This window comes from Domibacillus robiginosus (assembly GCF_000966195.1).
GTDB lineage: Bacteria > Bacillota > Bacilli > Bacillales > Domibacillaceae > Domibacillus > Domibacillus robiginosus.
The window spans coordinates 1-20,235 of sequence record NZ_LAHL01000009.1 but is presented as its reverse complement, the minus strand read 5'-3'; the positions used below and the strand labels follow the sequence as shown (position 1 = coordinate 20,235).

The window sequence follows — 20,235 nt, the reverse complement described above, 5'->3', positions numbered from 1 at the left end:
GTTCTTCTGGAGAATCAGCTATTCCTTTGGAGAAGGTATAGAAATTGACTGTTATTTGATTTAAAAAAACTGAATTTTGTATTAAATGCACATAAGGGCTTTCATATAATCAAATAGAGTATTGAAAGGATCAAAGATTATTGTTAGGGATGAATTCTAATATTGGAGGTACTTACATGCAAACAAAAAACAGGGATGAAATAAAGGAAGGTTCTTTTAACATTGAATATAAGGAAGACCTGTATATAAGTTCATTAATGCATAAGGATGATCCATATAAAATGAATTGGGTGGAAGGAACTCAACTCTGGGGAACCATTAGAGCTCCAAAAGGAATAGATACAGAGGTTACTCGGAGTTTTACTAATAACAACACCCTTCGAGAGGTTTACACGTTTACAAACAAAACAGAATTTGATATTTTTTCGAAATTAGGAGACATCTCGATATACACAACATTTAATGATGATTATGAATCAGCCGATGTCTGTTTAACAAATAAATGTCATGCACATATTTGGTGTGGTGGAGCTGTTAGTTATATTATGGGGCTAAGAATGGGAGGAGAAGGTCCGCATTTAGGGTTATTTTTAACGAAAGGAAGCTTAAAATCTTATAGTGTTGAACGTGATTTATCATTAATAAGTAATGATCGCGGAGACTTTTTAGTACATGTAGCTCCATTAGCATTGGTTCCAGGCGAGTCTTATGTAATTGAATGGGAACTATTTTGGCATGATGGTAAAGAGGACTTTTATAAAAAGTTAGAAACATATCCAAATTATTTAAACATAAAAGCAGAAAATTACACTGTGTTTGAAAACGAAGAAATTAATATTGAGATTTCCCTTCATAATAGCTTGATTGACAAACAAATAAATATTACAAGAAATTCACAGGCAATTCCATATACTAAGGAAGAAAATATTGTAAAAATCAATGAAGCGGATTTAATGATTGGAGAGTATAGCTATATAGTAAATATAAGTGACATTTCTACTGAGGTAAAAATTCTTGTTCTGCCTGGTGTATCAAAACTCGTGAGAAGCAGATGTGAATTTATTGTTAATAAACAACAGTATCAAAATAGGGACAGTCACTTAGACGGTGCTTTCTTAATTTATGATAATGAAGACCAGCATATATATTATTCTCATTATCACGATCATAATGGGGGCAGGGAAAGGGTCGGAATGGGCGTATTGCTTGCTCGTTTTCTTAGGAATAATAAGGATGAAAAAATAGAGAAAAGTTTAAAAAAGTATGTGAGTTATATCAGAAGAGAGCTTTACGATGAAGATACAGGCATGGTCTTTAATGATATAAAAAGAAATAACGATATTCACCGTTTATATAACTATTCCTGGCTGGCGGTCCTGTTTAAAGAGTTATATCTTACGTATAAGAGCAAAGCATTTTTAAAGGACATGTCTAAAGTGCTGTTGTCCTACTATAAGCAAGGTGGTGCTGATTTTTATCCTATTGAGCTGCCAATGTTTGAAATGCTTACATTGCTGAAAGAAGCAAATTTTATCATCGAAAAAGACGAAATTTTTAGTCACTTTGAAAAGCATGTGAATACTATTATTAGTTATGGAGTAAATTATCCTAAATCAGAAGTGAATTTTGAACAAACTATTGTTGCCCCGGCTGCAGACTGTTTACTAGAAATGTATAAGTTAACGGATGATAGTAAATATCTTGATGAAGCAAAAAAACATATAAAAATTTTAGAGCTATTCAATGGTCTTCAACCTGATTATCACATGTACGAAACGGCAATAAGACACTGGGATGGGTACTGGTTTGGTAAACATAGATTGTATGGTGATACATTCCCGCATTATTGGAGTTCCTTAACTGGACGTGTTTATCAAAACATAGCAGAGATAACGAAAGATGCTGAGTATTATAAGAAAGCAGCAAGCTCTTACCGCGGAGTGTTAAATTTGTTCAATGAAGACGGCAGTGCATCTTGTGCAAAGCTTACACCTCACACAGTTAATGGAATAAAAGCGGGATTTTATGATCCGTGGGCAAATGACCAGGATTGGGGTCTATATTACATGTTTAATTATATTGATTAATCTTTATTACAGCTATTGAGAGGGAAAGAAGGACACAATAATATAAGAAGGTGCTTGTTCAACTAACTGGGGCTTATCTTGAAGAAGGATAAGTCCTTTTTTTTGTGGAAGTTATTATGATAACGGGTAAGGTTTGTTGAACAGAATTAAACGAATGAAGAAGGTATGGAGGTTCAATGAAAATAGAAGAAACCGATACAGCAGCAATTTAGGAGGGCCTGGGGCAGTGGAATGTATGTCAAAAATGAATATAAAGCTAGCGTTTATTACACTTTCTCGGTCTTTGAATCATATGTTAGAAATAAACTGTTTTTGGGCGGACAAAACATATAATCTACCAAAAACAATGGAGGGAGTGCCGCCATTACCACTTTGGCTTCCTGGATAATAATAGTGATTGCTGGAGTATAAATTTGTTTTATTCAAGTTAAAATGGTAAAAAGTGAGGTTACACTAATGTTCACTGTTACGATTGCAAAACTACTTCGTCTCCTGCCTAATCAAGCAAAAAAAACACCTATGATTCCCTTTCAGCCAGTGAAAATGAAAAAAGATGTGGAAGTTGAAACATCTGTAGAACCTACTAACATTTCCCTGTACTATCCCTTGGAAGCAAGACAGAAAAAGTTCCCTGTCTATATTAATTTTCATGGTGGAGCGTTCATCATGCATGAAAAGGAGATGGATGATCCTTATTGCCGCTACCTGGCCAATCAGGCAGAATGTGTAGTTGTTAATGTTGATTATGCGAAAGCACCAGAGTACCCTTTTCCCAGGCCGATTGAACAGGGGTATGAAATTTTTCAATGGATAAAGAGAAGAGCCAACGATTTGAATATTGATGCGGAAAAAATGATGGTTGGCGGACAGAGTTCAGGGGCAAATATAGCGGCAGCTCTCTGTCTCTACCTGGAAGAGAAAGGGGAAAATCAGCCACTGCTCCAAGTGCTGACATGCCCGATGCTGGATTTTGCCACCCCGCATGCAGATAAACCGGAACCGGATAAGTGGCGTGCCCGGTATCCTCAAGCAGCAAATTTTTTAAACATGTGCTACGTACCTGACAAAGGACAAGCGGAGCATCCTCTCGCTTCCCCTGTTCGTGCTGTAGTGAGTGACCGATTAGCTTCTGCCCTTATTCTCATAGCGGAGTATGACGCCTTTAGGCCGGAAGCAGAATGTTATGCTGAGAGACTAAAAGCATCTGGGGTAAAGGTTCAAGAGAAGATATTCAGAGACTGTAAACATGCTTTTACCCATCTAGGCCCAAAAGAAAGGGCAGAGGAGGCCTGGAAGCTTGTCGCATGGAAAATTAGAGAAGCGGCCGAATCTCATGGAAATTGAAGCACTTCCTTCGATGTTCCTTCCTTCTAACATGTGTTTTGCAGAACACTCAAGTTTGTTTTAGGAGAGAACTAGCATATAGAATGATGTAAGGATGCATGCCGACTTAAAGCAGCAGCGAAAAAGGAATAAAAATCCAATCGACAATTTATGATATTTCAATGATCTGGAAATAGATCTAAAAGGAGATGGATGTGGATATGGAAACGGAGAAAAAGCAAGCGGATTTTAAGTATTGTGAAACAATGATAAAACAACACTCCAAAAGCTTTTACTATGCATTTTCACAACTTCCTGATGAAAAAGCAAATGCCGTTTATGCGATCTATGCTTTTTGCAGAACTGCAGATGAGTGTGCAGATGGAGAGCATTCGTTCGAGGAGAAGGCCAGGCTGTTAAGACACTTAAAGAAAGAACTAGATTTGTTCAATGATGGAGCTGAAGTGGACAAACCACTATGGCGCGCACTCAGACATGTATTTAATACATATGACATGGATATCGGCCTCTTTTATGACCAGCTGACTGGGCAATCCATGGATTTAGCTTTTACAACCCCGAACACAATGAAAGAATTGGAAAGATACAGTTACTATGTAGCGGGGTCTGTCGGTTTAATGCTTTTGCCGATCATTGCCTCGAAATCTTCGGCGGGTTTGCGTTTAGCTGCAGCTGATCTTGGTGTAGCCATGCAAATTACGAATATACTGCGTGATATTGGCGAAGATTACCATGAGAAAAATCGCATCTATCTGCCCGTAGAAGAACTGAGTCATTTTCACTATTCACAGAATGATTTACATGAAAGCTTGATTAATGATAACTTCATCAATCTATGGGAAAAACTTGCTGCACGTGCCGAATCATTATATGAAGGGTTTTTAGTAAACATAGAGCTGCTGGATGCTGATAGTCGATTACCCGTTTATCTGTCTGCTCATATATACAGAGGCATACTTGATGCTGTACGGAAAAATGGCTACCAATGTTTAACGAAACGGAACTATGTGACAAAAGATAAAATGGTCCAAATCAATACTGCAGTGAACAGAATTTTTGATTTACGGGAAGGAGGGGCAATAACAGGTGAAAATTAAAAATAAAAACGTACTGGTTATCGGAGGCGGACTCGGAGGACTATCGGCTGCGATTTCACTGGCACAGGCAGGATACGATGTCTCATTATATGAAAAAAATGATCACATTGGGGGGAAGCTGAACCGGTTGGATCAGGATGGTTTCGGTTTTGATTTGGGCCCATCCATCCTTACGATGCCCCAAATCTTCGAAAATTTGTTTGCTGCCAGTGGCAAATCCATGAAGGACTACGTCCCAATTGAAAAGCTGGATCATCAATGGCGCTCCTTTTTCCCTGACGGAAATATCATAGACTTATATGAAGATTTGAAGGAAATGCAAGAGAAGAACCAATCTCTGAGTGAAAAGGATATGCGTGAGTATCAGGATTTGCTTCACTATTCAAAAAGACTTTATGATATAACGGATAAAACCTATTTTAAGCATGGCGTTGATAAGACGAGAGAAATTATGAAACATACGGGCCTGTTCACTGCTTTAAAGAACTTTGATCTTTTTTCTACCGTTCATGGAGCCATTGATAAACGGATAAGTAATAAACAGTTCCGCGATATGCTATCCTACTTTATCAAGTATGTGGGTTCGTCCCCTTACGATGCACCGGCCGTTTTGAACATGATGATTTACATGCAGCATGACCAGGGTGTATGGTATGTACCCGGTGGCTTGAATAAACTAGCGGACGGTTTGGTGAAGCTAGCTGATGAAGTGGGAGTTCACTTCCACCTCGGTAAAAAGATCGTCAAGCTTGAAAAAAAGAACGGTGAAATCACAGGAGCCGTTTTGGAAGACGGAACAAAGCTGACAGCAGATTATTATGTTTCTAATATGGAAGTCATACCGGTTTACGAACGATTACTGGAGGAAGACAGCCATTTTGTGAACAAATTAAAGAAGAAATTCGAACCGGCCAGCTCCGGTCTCGTCATGCATTTGGGCGTGAAAAGAAGCTATCCGCAGCTTCGCCATCATAATTTCTTTTTCGCAGAAAATATGAAGCAGCAAATGCAATCCATCTTCCATCGTCATGAACTGCCGAATGATCCGGTTATTTATTTAGTCAACGTCAATAAAACAGATCCGTCGCAGGCTCCTGCAGGACATGAAAATATAAAAGTACTGCCCCATATTCCTTATATTCAGGATCAGAAACCTTTCACCCAGCAGGAATATGAACAATTTGCTGAGCGGACCCTGATCAAATTAGAGAAAATGGGTTTGCACGATTTGCGGGCTAATATCGTTACAAAAGATGTATGGACACCGGAAGATATCAGGCGGATGTATGGCTCTGACCGGGGTGCCATTTATGGAACAGTATCAGACCGCAAGAAAAATAAAGGATTCAAGCATCCGAAACAGAGTGAACGCTATAACAATCTATATTTTGTGGGGGGAACCGTAAACCCAGGAGGCGGAATGCCTATGGTCACTTTAAGCGGCCAGCTTGTAAGCGAGAAAATAGTTCAGAGGGATTTTTCCCATGCCTGACAATGAAAGTCATTTTCTGAAGACATTACCGGAAAGGCAGAGGGAGGAGCTGTTGTCCACGGGAAGCCCTTCAATTGAAGTACGTAAAAAGCAGCTTTTAAAGCTGAAAGCTATTCTTTTGGAGCGCGAAGAGGCATTTATCAAGGCTCTTTATTCAGATTTGGGAAAGCCGGCCTTCGAATCCTTTTCATCTGAGATTGCCGTTCTATTGAATGAAATTGATTATGTATGCAAGCATATAGCAAAATGGAACCGGCCTGTCCGCTCTCGGCACCTTAAATTGGGATATGTGGAAGCGCTCAAAAAAAAGAGGCATCCATATGGGAGCGTACTCATCATCGGTTCGTGGAATTATCCAGTCCAGCTTACCTTGATGCCTGCTATTGGTGCAATTGCCAGCGGAAACTTCTGCGTAATCAAACCATCTGAACATGCACCGGCAACGGCTGAACTGCTAAAAGAAATCATCAATCACGCCTTTCCTCCCGAACAATTACATGTTGTGACAGGAGATGCACAAACCGCCAGCCTGTTGACTTCAGCCCCTTTTGATCTGATCTTTTTTACAGGCAGCGGACAGACTGGGAAAGCTGTGGCAGAGCAGGCAGCTGGGCAACTTACACCGGTGATACTGGAACTCGGCGGGAAAAACCCATGTATCATTGATGAAACAGGCTTTTCAAAAGCAGCCATTAGAGAAATCGTCTGGGGTAAATTCCTTAATGCTGGACAAACCTGTATTGCACCGGATACCCTTTTTGTCCATCATTCTATTTATGAAAAAACGCTGGATGAGATTTCCGCTTCGGTTTCCGCTTTCTACGGAGAGCAACCTCAGGCAAGCGGGGATTATGGCAGGATCTGTACCGATGCACATTTTCAAAAGATGGTTGAGTTTATCGGGCAGGGCAATGTCCGGCATGGAGGTGCGTATGATCGATTCGATCGGTTCATCGCCCCAACCGTGTTAACAGATATCAAACCGGGAAGTCCGATTCTGCAGGAGGAAATTTTCGGTCCGGTCCTTCCTGTCATTCCCTATACGAACTTAAAAACGTTATTATCCAGTGGCAGGCTTCAGCGCGATACACTTACGGGGTATATATTCAGTAAAAATAGAAATCAAATTCAACTGTTCAACGAATACATGCGTTCATCAACTATCAGTGTCAATCAAGTGATACATCATGCCGCGAGCCCCCATATCGCATTTGGAGGGGTTGGAAGAAGCGGATACGGTGCTTATCACGGCAAAGCTGGTTTTCTAGCTTTTAGTTATGAAAAAACAGATTACCAAACGTATCATTACCTGCGTTTTCAAGGTAAATTCCCGCCATATTCTGACCGAAACATGAAAGCATTGAAAAAGTTAAGAAAGTGGCTGCTGTAATAGAATGATTGAGCAAAGTTGTGTCTTTTATACATAAGCATTGTTTAAATGGCACGATTTTTTCTTAAAAAAGGATACAGTAAAAAAAGACGGAATGGCATCGGATCGAGAGACTTAACTCGCTTTCCAGGGAAATAAAACAAGGGAATTAACACAGTGGCCTGCTCCGCTATTCTTCTTTTTGGAATGTAGCAAGGGGAGGCTGGATGATGATCCTGTATGCCCTTGGCTTAACCTCCCGTTATCGTTGTTCAACGCTGCAAGCGGGGGCGTATGACGGCTATTACTTCAGGACTTGTTAAAAGATGAAGCAAATATTATTTGGAAATGAGGGAATTTACATGAGCAAGAAGGTCATTGTCGTTGGAGCGGGTGTAGCAGGGCTTGCCAGTGCCATAAGGCTGCAGTATGCGGGCTATCAGGTGGAAATATATGAAAAAGGGTTAACACCCGGAGGCAAAATGAATCGTATTGAACTGGATGGGGGGTACAAATTTGATTTGGGGCCAAGCATCGTGATGATGCCGGAATTATATCGGGAACTATTTGAACTATGCGGCCGCAACCCGGATGATTACATTCCAATGGAAAAATTGGATCCGATATATCGGGCTTATTTTAGTGATATTCCCGACCAGCCTTTTGATATTTCCTCTGACCTTACCAAGCTGACAAAGACGATCGAATCAATCAGCGAAGAGGACACAGCAGGCTTTTTTCAATATATGCATGAAATTAACAAACGATTTGTTATTGCAAAGCATCACGTTCTTCAAAGACCTTTCCGCAAAAGAGCTGATTTTTATAACCTCCCGATGCTGAAGAAAGTATTGAAGCTGAAACCTTACGACACTGCGGATAAGTTTATCAGTAAATATATTAAGAATGAACGGCTGAAACAGCTGATTAGTTTTCAAACGTTATACATAGGTATTTCCCCTCTGAAAAGTCCTTCTTTTTATACCATGATTCCTATGATTCAATTTCTATATGGAGTGTGGTTTATGAAGGGCGGTATGTATACGATGGCTTTGGCAATGGAAAGGCTCTTCAAGGAGCTTGGAGGGACGATTCATTATGGAAAGGATGTACAGGAGATCGCCATTCAAAACCGCAAAGCGGAAGGGATTTTAGTGGATGGACAGAAAATTTCTTCAGATTATGTAGTTTGTAATGCAGACTTCCCCTATGCGATGAAGCACTTAGTAAAAGACAAGCCTGCCAAAGGAAAATATACCGATGAGAAAATCGACAGTATGAAATACTCTTGTTCATGTTTTCTATTATATCTCGGTATGGACCGAAAATATGAAGAAATTGACCATGTACATAATTTTATTTTCAATGAAAATCTTGATCAGAATCTTAAGGATATTTTTGACGGGAAGAAACTGACGAATGCCTCCTTTTATGTATACATCGCTTCAAAAATGGATTCTTCCCTGGCGCCTGAGGGAAAGGATGGATTGTATATCCTGATGCCCGTTTCGGATATAGCTACAGCAAACTATGAATGGGACGAGGAAACTATTTCTTATTATCGCAGTTACATTTTAAATGAATTAAAGAAAATCCGTGGCTTTGAAAACATTGAAAATGAGATTGTCACCGAAACGCATACCACACCATTGGATTTCAGGTCGAAATTCAATGCGTATAATGGTGCTACATTTGGTTTGCAGCCAATCCTGAAACAAAGCAACCACTATCGTCCGCAAAGCAAGGCGAGCCATTGTGAAAACTTGTACTTTACCGGAAGCAGTACCCATCCCGGCGCCGGCGTCCCCATTGTGCTGTTATCTGCCAGAATTACCGCACAGGAATTGATACAAGACGATACAGGCAATCTGTTCGATTATTCAGCGAAATAAAGGTTTGTCAGGAATCATAAAAGCTGTGTGCTTACATGCAGAGGAAGGAGGCTGGTTTTATGACGGCTTTAGAAGTAATGAATCTCGCGATTGGATTTGTGGCAGTTATGATTGGCGTCCTCATGTTCTGGTCTTTACCGGTTCCCGTTTCCTCCTCCAGGCCTGCGACCGGTCTTCCGTTTCTGTCCATTATTATTCCAGCCAGGAATGAAGAGAGCAGGATCTCACCGTTATTGCAATCATTGCAGGAGCAGCGTTTCAGACAATTTGAAATTCTGGTTGTTGATGACGATTCATCTGACAATACTGCGGCTGTTGCAAAAAGCTACGGTGCAAAGGTTCTGCAGAATGCAGGGGCAGGAAAATCATCAGCCTGCTGGCATGGCGCCGACCAGGCCAAAGGGAGCTGGTTATTATTTTTAGACGCTGATACAAGATTCACCAGTGTGGATGGGTTAAGCAATCTGCTGCATTTCTATCAGGGAAAGGGAGCCAAAGGTATTACAGCATTACAGCCATTTCATACAGTTGAGCGCTTGTATGAACACATCTCCGTTGTATTTAACATCATCGTCGTGGTAGGGATGAATCTTTTTACGGTTTGGGGACCACGGTTTAAAACTGCCGGTTCGTTCGGTCCATGCATTCTATGTAATCGAGACGATTACTTTTTGTCTGGAGGTCATAAAAAAATCGAGGGAGCCATCATGGATGATCTGGCCCTGGGAGAGGCATTTCTTGAACATGATCTCCCCGTTCGCTGCCTGGGCGGCAAAGGTATTATGTCGTTGCGCATGTACCCGGAAGGAGTAGGAAGCCTTATCGAGGGCTGGTGCAAAAGTTTTGCCGTCGGCTCCAAATCAACTCATCCAGTTATCATGCTGATGGTTATCTTCTGGATTTCCGGCAGTTTCATTGCTGCGGGAGCATTGATCTCTTCTATTACTGAATGGAATCCTGCGGCAATCATGTTCAGTGGGATATTGTATATCCTGTATATGATTCAAACGGCATGGTTTGCCAGGAGGGTTGGTAATTTCAGATGGGCGGTTTTCCCTTTTTATCCGATATTGTTTTTGTTTTTTGCAGGAATCTATCTGTATTCCTTCATCAGGGTGAATATTTTCCATTCTGTGAATTGGAAGGGTCGTAAAATTAAGGTCTGAATACTCTTAATTCCTGTGTGAACGATCGTCGATTTTGCACAGGGTAATAAAATATCTAATAGAGAAGCGCGGGGATGGATCTCGGGCTTCTTTGCATGCAGGACAAAAATCCCTGCTCTATTAAATAGCAGGAATTTTTATAATGAGACCTAAACGAGTAGATATTAAAAGAGTTTCATATCCAAAGTTATCAAAAGCCGAAAATATACAAGTTTTTATTCGTCCCTTGTATGTTTTTGGCTTTCTTACATTCAAAAAACACACTGCTGTAAACATCATTTTTAATGGCCAAATACACAAAAGAAAGGGGCTCCCACTTCGTTCGAACAAAGGACGGAACGGCAAACGGGTAAAGCTGTATCCGGCGTGTACGGAGTACGGAGAACGGCGCGCGTTTGGGCGGCGATAAAGAAGCGAAGAAGGCAGCCAAAAGCTGTCTTCTTTTTCTTTTTTTCCTCTTCAGGTATCGATTTTTCCTTCTTCTTTGTACATAAAAAGCGAAAGGGGAGGAAAACGGATGAAAACGAAGATGACGATCAAGGAAGCGGCGGCGTTTTTAGGGGTATATCCGGGGACACTGTATCGGTATGTGCAGGCCGGGGCGGTGCCGCATTACCGGGTGGGGCGGCGGATTTTTTTCTCGCAGGAAACGCTGGCGGACTGGATCAATCGGCAGGAGGGAATGTAAATAGCGAAGTATCGGTTTGTGTATGCGAATTTTTGGAGTGACAATAAAGTGATGGATATGTCGGCGGCGGAGAAGCTTTGTTTTTTGTATATGCTGACAAACAGCCAGACGACGCAGATTGGCATTTATCCGCTGAACAGGCGCAAGGCGGCGTTTGATACGGGATTGGCGCTGTCAAAGGTAGAGGAGTGTTTTCGGTCGCTTGAAGAAATGGGCCTGGTGCGGTTTAGTGAGGACGAGGGAGAAATGGCGATCCGGCACTGGGGACGCTATAATTTCACCCGGGGCGGCAAGCCGGTCGAGGATTGTGTGGAAAAAGAGCTGTCTTTGGTAAAAGACGCGTCGCTCATTGCGTTTGTGGCGGCGCATATTCCACCTGGCCGCATTCGGTCCTTGTACGATACGTGGACGATACGGCACCAAAAAGAAAACGGAACGAAACAAAACGGAAAGAAAACGGAACGGAACCGAACCGAAAGCCGGCCGGCGGTGGTGCAGTTCTGAGAAAGGTTATTTGGGCCGGCCTCGCAGGCAGTGGAGCAGGGTCTTCTGGATTGGTGCTCGGCGCTCAGTGAAGACATGGTGACAGAAGCGATGAAGCGGTCTAGTGAAGCAGACAAGCCGTATGCGTACGTGCAGAAGGTGTTGAGCATCTGGCAGGCAGAAGGCCGGACGTCGCTTCGGGAGGTTCAGGCAAAAAAGGAAAAAACGGAAGCGGCATCGCTGTATAAGCCGCTTGTGCTCGACATCGAAGCCGGGGAGGGAATCGGATGAAAGCGGAGATGGCCATTTTAGGCACGTGCCTGTACGACAGCCGGATCGCGCTTGATACCCAAATGGTACCGGGTTACTTTGAATCGGCGCTGCACCGGGAGCTGTTTGCACACATCCAGACGGAAGCACAGGCGGGACGGATTGTCGATGTGGTGACGCTGTCGGTCGGCGGGCTGATCGAGTCATTTGGAGGCGCGCCGTATATCAACGATCTGGTGGCCCATGCGAGTATCGACCGGTTTTCGCATTACGAAGCGCTTGTGATCGAAGCGTGGCAAAAGCGGGAGGTCCGTTCGATGTGCATCCAGGCATCGGCGGAGGAGTGGCCGGCGGAGCGGGTGATGGAAGCAGCAGCGCGCATTGGGAGCGTCCGTATTCAAACGGCGCAGTCGACAGCCGAGCTTGTGGAGCCGCTCCGGGAAGCGCCATTTGTGGAAGAAAAGCAGGTGCCGCGTGCAATGACGGGCATCCAGGGGCTCGATGAAACGCTCGGCGGCTTTCAGGAAGGCGAGCTGACGGTGATGGGCGCCCGCCCGTCGATGGGAAAAACGGATGTGATGCTGCATATGGCGCGGATGGCGGCAGGGAGCGGCTGCCTGCCGATTATCTTTTCCCTGGAAATGCCGGCTGCCACACTCACCAAGCGACTGCTGGCGATGGCGGGCCGGTTCAACCGGACGAAAATGCGCAATCCGTACGAGCTGCTGACAGAGACGCAAAAGAAAAACTGGCCGCATATGATCCGTGAAGTAGCTGAGCTCGGCATCTATGTGATTGATCAGCCGGCCGTGACGGTATCTGATATACGGTCATCACTCAGACGGCTGCTGATGGACCATCCGGATGCCCGTCCTATCGTGTTCGTTGATTACCTGGGGCTCATTACGCCGCCGCATTTTTTCGACGGGAATGTGGCGGCGCAAATCGGGGCGGTATCACGCGGGTTAAAAGCGATGGCTAAAGACTTTTTCTGCCCGGTGATCTGCCTTGCCCAGCTGTCACGCGCTGTGGAGGCGCGTGCGGACAAGCGGCCGATGCTGTCTGATGTGCGGGATTCCGGGTCGGTGGAGCAGGACGCGGATGTGATGCTGTTTTTGTACCGGGAAGCCTACTACTCCAGGGATGCAACTGATAAGCGAATGGAAATCATTGTGGCAAAAAACCGGAACGGGCAAACGGGCTTTGTGACGGTCACGTACATAAAAGAAACAGGGATTTTAGTGGATCATGACCATCCGGGACCTGTTTAAAAAAGCGTTTGGCGAGCAGGAGGATACACTTGTTTATGGGCTGCTTGATTTACTGCAGCGCGGGGTCGTCGATATGGAAATGGATGAAGAGAGCATTCCCTTTGAGGAGATGGATAATGACGCTATTCGGCAAATGAAGGGGCGAAATGCGCTCGGCTTTCAACCTGCTTTTGTGTATGCCATCACAGCCAACCGGACACTATGGCTGCTCGTTGCGGCCCATACAAAGGAACAGGCCATTCAAAGGGCACGGCAGGAGCTGAAAGAGACGATCTGCGCGGTAGCATGCTGCAGTCCTGGCTACACAGTAGAGCGAAACGGCCGGGCAATTACCATGCGTGATATGCTGCGGGAATGTGAGTCTCTGCCTGCACTCGTTGGGGTCGTTGATGTGAAAAAGGAAAAACAGCAGAATAAGCGGATAGATGAACAGGAAAGGAAAACTTTTTAGCAGGGGACATCATATTGAATGTTTTCTGCTGTTTTTGTGTTAAGTTTTTCCATAAAAATTACACGTGTCACGGCGCCTTTCTTTTGATATGATTGTAGTATAGGTCTAAAGAATTATTTGTGAGATATTTCGACATCAAAGGAGCAAAAGGTATGGCTTACATTGGCAGAATCGGAACGCCATTATTTGCGAACTTTTCTTATTTTTTTTGGACAATGAAGCTCGATTATAGTCAGTTTTACAATGGGTATCATCTTTTGTCCTTACTCTTTTTTTCTGCGGTAGCCTGGTGGATCGGCGGCCAGTATGACCATAAGCGTCAGGTAAATGAAAAATTAAAAGAAAAAAGGAACGAGCTGCAAAGCCTGCTGGACAATGTAGATGCAGCCCTCTGGTCGCTTGATTACCGGACAAACCGTTTCTCGCTGTCAAAAGGATTTGAGAGAATTCTTGGTATTCATATTGAAAACGCTTACGACTGGGAAGCGATCTGGAAAAAATATATTTACCATGAAGACTTCAAAAAAATGGCCGATTTTTTGGAGCAGTATCGAGCGGATGAGAAAAAATTGGTGAACACAATTGAATGCCGGATTTCAGACGGCCAGCAGATCAAGTGGGTTGAAATCAAATTGTCTCCTGTACGGAACGAAAAGGGCGAGCTGATTAAAACGAACGGCATTATTTTAGATATCACCGACAGAAAAGAATCAGATGAGCAAATTAAAGCGCTGGCATACACGGATACATTAACAGGACTGCCGAACCGGACGGCTTTGTTTTGGGATTTGAATGAGCGAATGCGGGCCGGGAAGGAAACAGCTCTATTGATCATTGATCTCGACCGCTTTAAAATGGTTAATGATTCATTCGGGCATCGGGCCGGGGATGTGCTGCTGAAGGAAGCGGCCGGCCGGTTTGAAAGCGTTTTACGAGAAGGAGAGGGCGCCATTTACCGGTATGGCGGTGATGAGTTCTGGCTTATCGGGTACGATACAAACAAAGTGCGAATGACGCTTCTCGCGGAAGCGCTTCTCGAGACGCTGACAGCTCCTTTTGAGATCCAGGGTCATGATATTGTCATTACCCCCTCAATCGGCATTAGTACATCGCCGGCAGACGCCGAAAAGCTCGACACATTGCTTATGTATGCCGTGTCAGCGATGCGGATTGCCAAAGAAAAAGGCCGTAATAACTATCAGTTTTTTGATTCTGTTTTGTACAACCGGCTTCAGCGGAAAGCGGCGCTTGAAAAAGAGCTGCAGCGGGCGATATGGAAGAGCGAGCTTTTTCTGGCCTATCAGCCTCAGGTGGATTTAGTGACAGGTAACATCACCGGATTTGAAGCATTGATCAGGTGGAAAAGCAGCGTGTTTGGCAATGTGTCTCCAGCCGAATTTATTCCCGTCGCAGAAGAGTCGGGCCTGATCACCTCGATTGGGGAATGGGTGCTGAGAGAAGCCTGCCTGCAGAGCAATCGCTGGTACAAGAAAGGCTACGGGCGGCTTGGCATGAGTGTCAATATTTCGGTACAGCAGTTTCAAAACAGACACTTTGTTGAAACCTTTCAAGCGATCATTCAGGAAACGGAAATGGACCCGGCATTTTTGCAAATTGAAATCACTGAAAGCATGATGCAGAACACGCAGGAAACGAAGTGGATTTTGGATCAGTTGAAAGGGGTGGGCGTAAAGGTTTCGATTGACGACTTCGGCACCGGTTATTCGTCACTGAGTGTGATCAAAGAGCTGCCGCTCGACTGCTTGAAAATTGACCAGTCGTTTGTACGGGATGTAACCACCTCGAAAAAAGAAGCGGCCATCGTCAAAAACATTATCGACCTGGCCGATAATCTCGAGCTGAATGTAGTGGCAGAAGGTATTGAATCCGCCGACCAGCTGGACATGCTGCGGCAGCTCGGCTGTCAGACCGGCCAGGGGTACTGGTTCAGCAGGCCGCTGCCGGAGTGTGACGCAGATAAGCTATTGGAAGCACAGCCGAAAGGGACGCTGCTGGATAAAATGGAAGCATAAAAAAAGCCCGGTCATAAGGGGCTTTGAGAGTGTAGACAAACGATTGATAACCGTGTACATGAATGGGATAGATTGGGCGCGTCCAGGCAGCTCCGCTTTCCATGGGACAGGCGCTGAGCCCGGCGGCTTCTCCGGCTCAGCTGCCCGCTCGTCCCATAGGAGTCTGCGCCGCCCTCCCGCCGCCAAGTGGCTTGCAACAAGATTGTATAGGGCTAATGGGTCGTATTTTTCTTTTTGGAAAAGAGAAAATGTTTATTCAGCCTCTGCTTATTGATTTTCAACACCACTTATCGGCTCTTTTTTTGAAAAAGAAAGACTTTATCTACACACTGAAGCCCGCGGTAAGCGGGCTTCTTTTTTTAGCCTTTTAAAAAAGCAATCATCATAAAGATGAACCAGGTAAAAAACGGAATCATCATTGCGATGAGGACGTGCTTGTAAGCATAGCGCTCGCGCCATTTGTGTAGCAGGCGGTCGATCAAGAAGAAAAACAGCGCCGCAGGCAGTGTATACCAGAGTAAAACGAGACCGAAGATCAAATGGAAGATAAGAGAATAAAGCCATTCAAGCCGGCCGTTTTTCCGGCGCGTCAGGTAGCGTGCCGCTCTGTCACTGATCAAGGATGTAATCACAAAATAAATAATGGCTGTCGGCGTAATATACATCATATAAACCGGAAGCGCGTTGGCAAAGCGCTGAAGATAATTGGGCCAGCTCGAAGCCGGTGTATCTACTGGCAGCGGCTGAATCAGCACCACCAACAGGAAAAAAAGTGTACCGGCCAGGGCGCCGGCGATTAATTTACGCTCATAATAACCTGGACGTTTTCTAACAGGCATAAGCAATCTCCTTTCGCCTCATTCCATTGTATGCTCAAGCTGTCTGGCTGCTTGATGCGGGAGTGAGTATGTAAATTTAACCAACCTATCTACATCTTTAACCTTTCTGGGCAGTAGTTTAAACATTTGAAGGCGAGAAAATGTGCTGCCGCCCTAAAATGGGCAGAAAAAGTACCGTTTTGTTAATGCTTCTTTGCCCATAGTGTACCCGTTACGATTGGGAAAATAGCTGCTTTTCGTAAAATGCGTGAAAAAGGGGGAAGAGGAAAGGATAAAAAGAAACCGAAAAAAGCAGCGGGCTCGTAAGGCCTGCTGCTTTTGTTACGCGAAAAATTCATCTGGTGGCACGGGACGCCCGAGCAAATACCCTTGTGCGGCGTCGCACCGATATTCTTTTAAGATCGAAAGCTGTTCGTTCGTTTCTACGCCTTCAGCGACAACATGAAGGCCGAGATGATGGGCCATGACAATAATCGTGGTCGCAATTTTTTTAGCGCTTTCGTTGGTCGCAATATCCCGGACAAAGGATTGGTCAATTTTAAGTGTATCGAGCGGCAGCTTCTGCAAATAACTAAGCGAGCTGTAGCCCGTTCCAAAGTCATCGATAGAAATAAACACACCGATGCTTTTCAGCTGCTGCAGCACAGCGGCGGCATTATCGGTGTCCATCGTCATGCTTTCGGTAATTTCACACGTTACATGAGCCGGATCTAGGCCCGTTTCCTCTAGAATGGACGAAATCGTGTCGGCCAGCGGCGATCGATAAAACTGGGATATAGATAAATTAACGGACATGCACGTAAGCGAACGGCCTTCTTCCTGCCACGCCTTCAGCTGGCGGCAGGCGGTGCGGATCACCCATTCACCGATCGGGATAATCAAGCCGGTTTCTTCCGCGATGGGAATAAATTCAACGGGTGATACAAAGCCAAAGTGCCGGCTGTTCCAGCGAATCAGCGCTTCAGCTCCATATATTTCACCTGTGCATAAATTTTGAATGGGCTGGTAAACAAGACTGAGCTCTTCTCTAGCGAGCGCCGAGCGAAGCTCACTTTCCATTTTTAATTTTTTTAGCGACTGACGGTCCAGCATATTTGTGTAAAATTGAAACGAATTTTGATTGTCTTTTTTCGCTTCATACATTGCAATATCTGCTTTGCGAAACAGCTCCTGCTCCTGCAGTCCATCATGCGGATACAAGCTGATGCCAATGCTTGCAGTCATAAACAATTCGTTTCCTTGAAGGGAAAACGGCTCACGAAATGTATCCAAAATCGTGTTGGCCATACGGGCAGCATCCTGGCCGCTTGTTTTCTCAAGCCATATTGTAAATTCATCCCCGCCTTCACGGGAAAAAAGAATGGAGCCGTCAAGCCGAGCTTGAATGCGGTCGACAATCATGGTTAACAGATCATCTCCGGTTTTATGGCCAAAGGAATCATTAATAAATTTAAAACGATCCAAATCAATAAAAAACAGGGCATGCGTATCGTCCGGATACCGCGTGATCGTTTGCTCGAGTGTTTGCCGGAACTGGCGGCGGTTGGGTAGTCCGGTTAAATGGTCATGGTAGGCAAGCTTTTGTATTTGTTCTTTTGCCCGGTAATGCTGAATAGCCAGGCTTGTCAGCCGGGTTGCTTCCCGAAGCAGCCTTTTATCTGCCTCGGTAGGCGCGGCCACCTGATGGGCATACATTGCAAAAGTGGCAATAATCTGCTGATCATTATCAAAAACAGGAGTGGACCAGCAGGCTTTCAGCTGGTGCTTAAGCGCTGCATCACGGTAAAGGGCCCAGCGCCGATCAGTGGCGATGTTTGTTGCAATAACCGGTGCTTTTAAAAAAGCAGCCGTTCCGCATGATCCTTGATTGTCCGCGACAGGAATCCCGTCGATTGCTTGAATATAGTCATCAGGCAGATGAGGGGCTGTAAGGTGAAAAAGGGAGTCTTTTTCTTCATTCAGCACCATAATCGCACATGGGTGACCGGGTGAAATCCGCTCGATCGTCGTTACAATGCGATGAAGCACTTCACAGAAGGGAGCGCCCATGGCAATCATCTGCAGCACCCGATTCTGCCCGTTTAACAGCTCGCTTGTATATTGTTCATTTGTCCGCACACGACCGACGCCAAAAGCACCCTGTACAGCCCCGTCGTTATAAACAGGAACCGCATTTATGGATAAGTAAACCGTATAGCCGTCTTTGTGCTGGAACATCATTCGAAAAGAGGCTTTATTTCCTTTCAGAATATGGGAGAAATAAGCTTCCACATCCGCCACATGATCTGCTGGAATAATTTGTTTATAATCCATCTCGTTGAATTCAGCCGCCGTATAACCGAGCAGGGACGTAGCGGCTTCGTTCATGAGCTGAATGTTTCCTTCGGTGTCTACCGCAAATGAAATCTCGTCATCCTGTTCAAATAACGATTGGTATACTTCGAGCAGTGACGAAGACGAAAAAATATTTTCCATGACATCTGCCTCTCTTTTTATAGGCTTTTTCTATTATTTTACTAAAAAATTGTCGAATGAGCTATGTGAAATAAACGAAAAACCCGCAGTTCGACAAGAAGCGCCAAGCCACGCGACGCTTCTCTTTTCTGTTCCCTTTTGAAAGGGGCACGCAAACAAGGGTTTTCACAGAGGAAAAAATTGTTTATACTGTAAATTATGAAAAGTGAAAAAGTAAAGGGGCTGATGTCATGGTGTTTCAAGATCAAATGCGGACGTTTTTAGACGCTCGGTTTAAGGATGAATTATTTTTAGCGGACTTATTTCTCGATTTGTACGGAACTTTGGAAGCATTTGACGATTCATTAGAGAAATATGTGGCAGTCGGCCTGGATGTAGCATTTGAAGCCGCGGAAAATGCGGCGGCACTTCGGATTGAAGACCGGTTTCTCCGTTTTGATGTTGTCTTTGACGAAACCGAGCCGTTCATCCAGGTAACCGCCGGAAAAACGACCGAGGATGAACCGGATATCATTGATAACATTTACGCAGACAAGGCGTCCTATCCTGACAGCTTATACTGGCAGCACGGCCAGGAAAAAGCGTTTGATGCGTACTTAAAATCCGCTTTTACTCGTTTGTTGTAAAAGAAAAGAACCAGCTCCCTATGCAGCTGGTTCTTTTCTTAGTGTTGAAAAACAAAGAAGTCAAGAAGAAGTTCATTTTTTAAAAAGTTTATATGGTGCTTCTCTTTCTTAGCTTGCCTGTAAGCCTTCCCTTTCGAAAAACAGCGTCAGGGAGCTCCGGACTGGCGGCTGCGCTTTCCTGTGGGGCGAACGCTGAACCAGCCACCGCTTCGCGCTGTCTGTGTCAGCCTGTCCGCTCGTCCCGCGGGAGTCTGCGCCGGCAGCCCTCCGCCCGTTGTGTTTCTGGAAAACAGGAGAGTAAAAGATTTTTTCTGTTCTTTCCAGCAAAGAAAGGGAAACAGACTGGGTTTTACTGGCTTCCTTTTCTCCCTACAAAGGCGGCAGGCGCGGGGCGAAGACTCCTAAGGGACTAGCGGGACAGGTGAGATTGGCTTTGCCGTGAAGCGGTGAAGGCGAGCTCACCGCCTGCCCCTTGGAAAGCGGAGCCCCGCGAATGCCGCTTCTTCTATGCTTCGCCTAAGAATGGTCACACAGGGGATCAAGACAAACCCAAAATGTCTATAAACATTTAGAATCTGAAGTTGATTTAGATTGACAACATCATATTTCAACAGAATGAAAAGAACCAGCTACCTATGCAGCTGGTTCTTTT

General features: G+C 44.6%; 15 protein-coding genes and 1 pseudogene. 14 read left to right on the top strand and 2 right to left on the bottom strand.

The window, feature by feature from the left end; all coding sequences use genetic code 11:
• The first annotated feature begins 176 nt into the window (after window positions 1-176).
• The 13 genes and pseudogenes from VP97_RS05130 (at window position 177) to VP97_RS05070 (ending at window position 15,643) form a co-directional block, all read left to right on the top strand.
• Entirely contained in the window at window positions 177-2,087 is a 1,911-nt protein-coding gene (locus tag VP97_RS05130) for a hypothetical protein (protein ID WP_050180621.1), read from the top strand.
• 456 nt (window positions 2,088-2,543) lie between these two features.
• Window positions 2,544-3,431, top strand: a complete 888-nt coding sequence (locus VP97_RS05125; RefSeq protein WP_050180620.1) for an alpha/beta hydrolase — start codon at window positions 2,544-2,546, stop codon at window positions 3,429-3,431.
• 200 nt (window positions 3,432-3,631) lie between these two features.
• Complete coding sequence (locus VP97_RS05120; RefSeq protein WP_050180619.1) at window positions 3,632-4,528, top strand: phytoene/squalene synthase family protein; 897 nt, start codon at window positions 3,632-3,634, stop codon at window positions 4,526-4,528.
• Window positions 4,518-6,020 (top strand): phytoene desaturase family protein, encoded by a 1,503-nt coding sequence (locus tag VP97_RS05115; protein ID WP_050180618.1) that lies wholly within the window; start codon window positions 4,518-4,520, stop codon window positions 6,018-6,020. Before VP97_RS05120 ends, VP97_RS05115 begins: the two co-directional genes overlap by 11 nt.
• Before the next feature lie 52 nt (window positions 6,021-6,072).
• Complete coding sequence (locus VP97_RS05110) at window positions 6,073-7,410, top strand: aldehyde dehydrogenase family protein (RefSeq protein ID WP_245629841.1); 1,338 nt, start codon at window positions 6,073-6,075, stop codon at window positions 7,408-7,410.
• Window positions 7,411-7,751: 341 nt separating this feature from the next.
• Complete coding sequence (locus VP97_RS05105) at window positions 7,752-9,281, top strand: phytoene desaturase family protein (RefSeq protein WP_050180616.1); 1,530 nt, start codon at window positions 7,752-7,754, stop codon at window positions 9,279-9,281.
• A 59-nt stretch (window positions 9,282-9,340) separates the two neighbouring features.
• On the top strand, window positions 9,341-10,447 hold the full coding sequence (locus tag VP97_RS05100; protein WP_050180615.1) for a glycosyltransferase: 1,107 nt from the start codon (window positions 9,341-9,343) through the stop codon (window positions 10,445-10,447).
• A gap of 517 nt (window positions 10,448-10,964) precedes the next feature.
• On the top strand, window positions 10,965-11,135 hold the full coding sequence (locus VP97_RS23185; protein ID WP_082220238.1) for a helix-turn-helix domain-containing protein: 171 nt from the start codon (window positions 10,965-10,967) through the stop codon (window positions 11,133-11,135).
• Window positions 11,136-11,183: 48 nt separating this feature from the next.
• Window positions 11,184-11,639 carry a hypothetical protein gene (locus tag VP97_RS05090; RefSeq protein WP_156153421.1) on the top strand — a complete coding sequence of 152 codons (456 nt, stop codon included), beginning with the start codon at window positions 11,184-11,186 and terminating at the stop codon, window positions 11,637-11,639.
• Window positions 11,640-11,651: 12 nt separating this feature from the next.
• Window positions 11,652-11,909: pseudogene (locus VP97_RS05085) on the top strand (DnaD domain protein); the annotation flags it as partial.
• Window positions 11,906-13,159, top strand: coding sequence for a DnaB-like helicase C-terminal domain-containing protein (locus VP97_RS05080; protein WP_050180611.1), 1,254 nt, complete (start codon window positions 11,906-11,908; stop codon window positions 13,157-13,159). The pseudogene VP97_RS05085 and the gene VP97_RS05080, both read left to right, overlap by 4 nt.
• Entirely contained in the window at window positions 13,137-13,610 is a 474-nt protein-coding gene (locus VP97_RS05075; RefSeq protein ID WP_050180610.1) for a hypothetical protein, read from the top strand. The genes VP97_RS05080 and VP97_RS05075 overlap by 23 nt, the downstream gene beginning before the upstream one ends.
• A gap of 152 nt (window positions 13,611-13,762) precedes the next feature.
• Window positions 13,763-15,643 (top strand): putative bifunctional diguanylate cyclase/phosphodiesterase, encoded by a 1,881-nt coding sequence (locus VP97_RS05070; protein WP_050180609.1) that lies wholly within the window; start codon window positions 13,763-13,765, stop codon window positions 15,641-15,643.
• Between the two features lie 359 nt (window positions 15,644-16,002).
• On the opposite strand, the gene VP97_RS05060 is transcribed toward VP97_RS05070, so the two are convergent.
• Both VP97_RS05060 and VP97_RS05055 read right to left on the bottom strand, forming a co-directional pair.
• A complete protein-coding gene (locus VP97_RS05060; RefSeq protein WP_050180607.1) occupies window positions 16,003-16,482 on the bottom strand; it encodes a hypothetical protein in 480 nt (159 codons plus the stop codon).
• A 321-nt stretch (window positions 16,483-16,803) separates the two neighbouring features.
• Window positions 16,804-18,957 (bottom strand): bifunctional diguanylate cyclase/phosphodiesterase, encoded by a 2,154-nt coding sequence (locus tag VP97_RS05055; RefSeq protein ID WP_050180606.1) that lies wholly within the window; start codon window positions 18,955-18,957, stop codon window positions 16,804-16,806.
• Window positions 18,958-19,187: 230 nt separating this feature from the next.
• Here VP97_RS05055 and VP97_RS05050 point away from each other — a divergent pair, with 230 nt between their 5' ends.
• Window positions 19,188-19,583 (top strand): hypothetical protein, encoded by a 396-nt coding sequence (locus tag VP97_RS05050; protein ID WP_050180605.1) that lies wholly within the window; start codon window positions 19,188-19,190, stop codon window positions 19,581-19,583.
• Window positions 19,584-20,235: the final 652 nt, after the last annotated feature.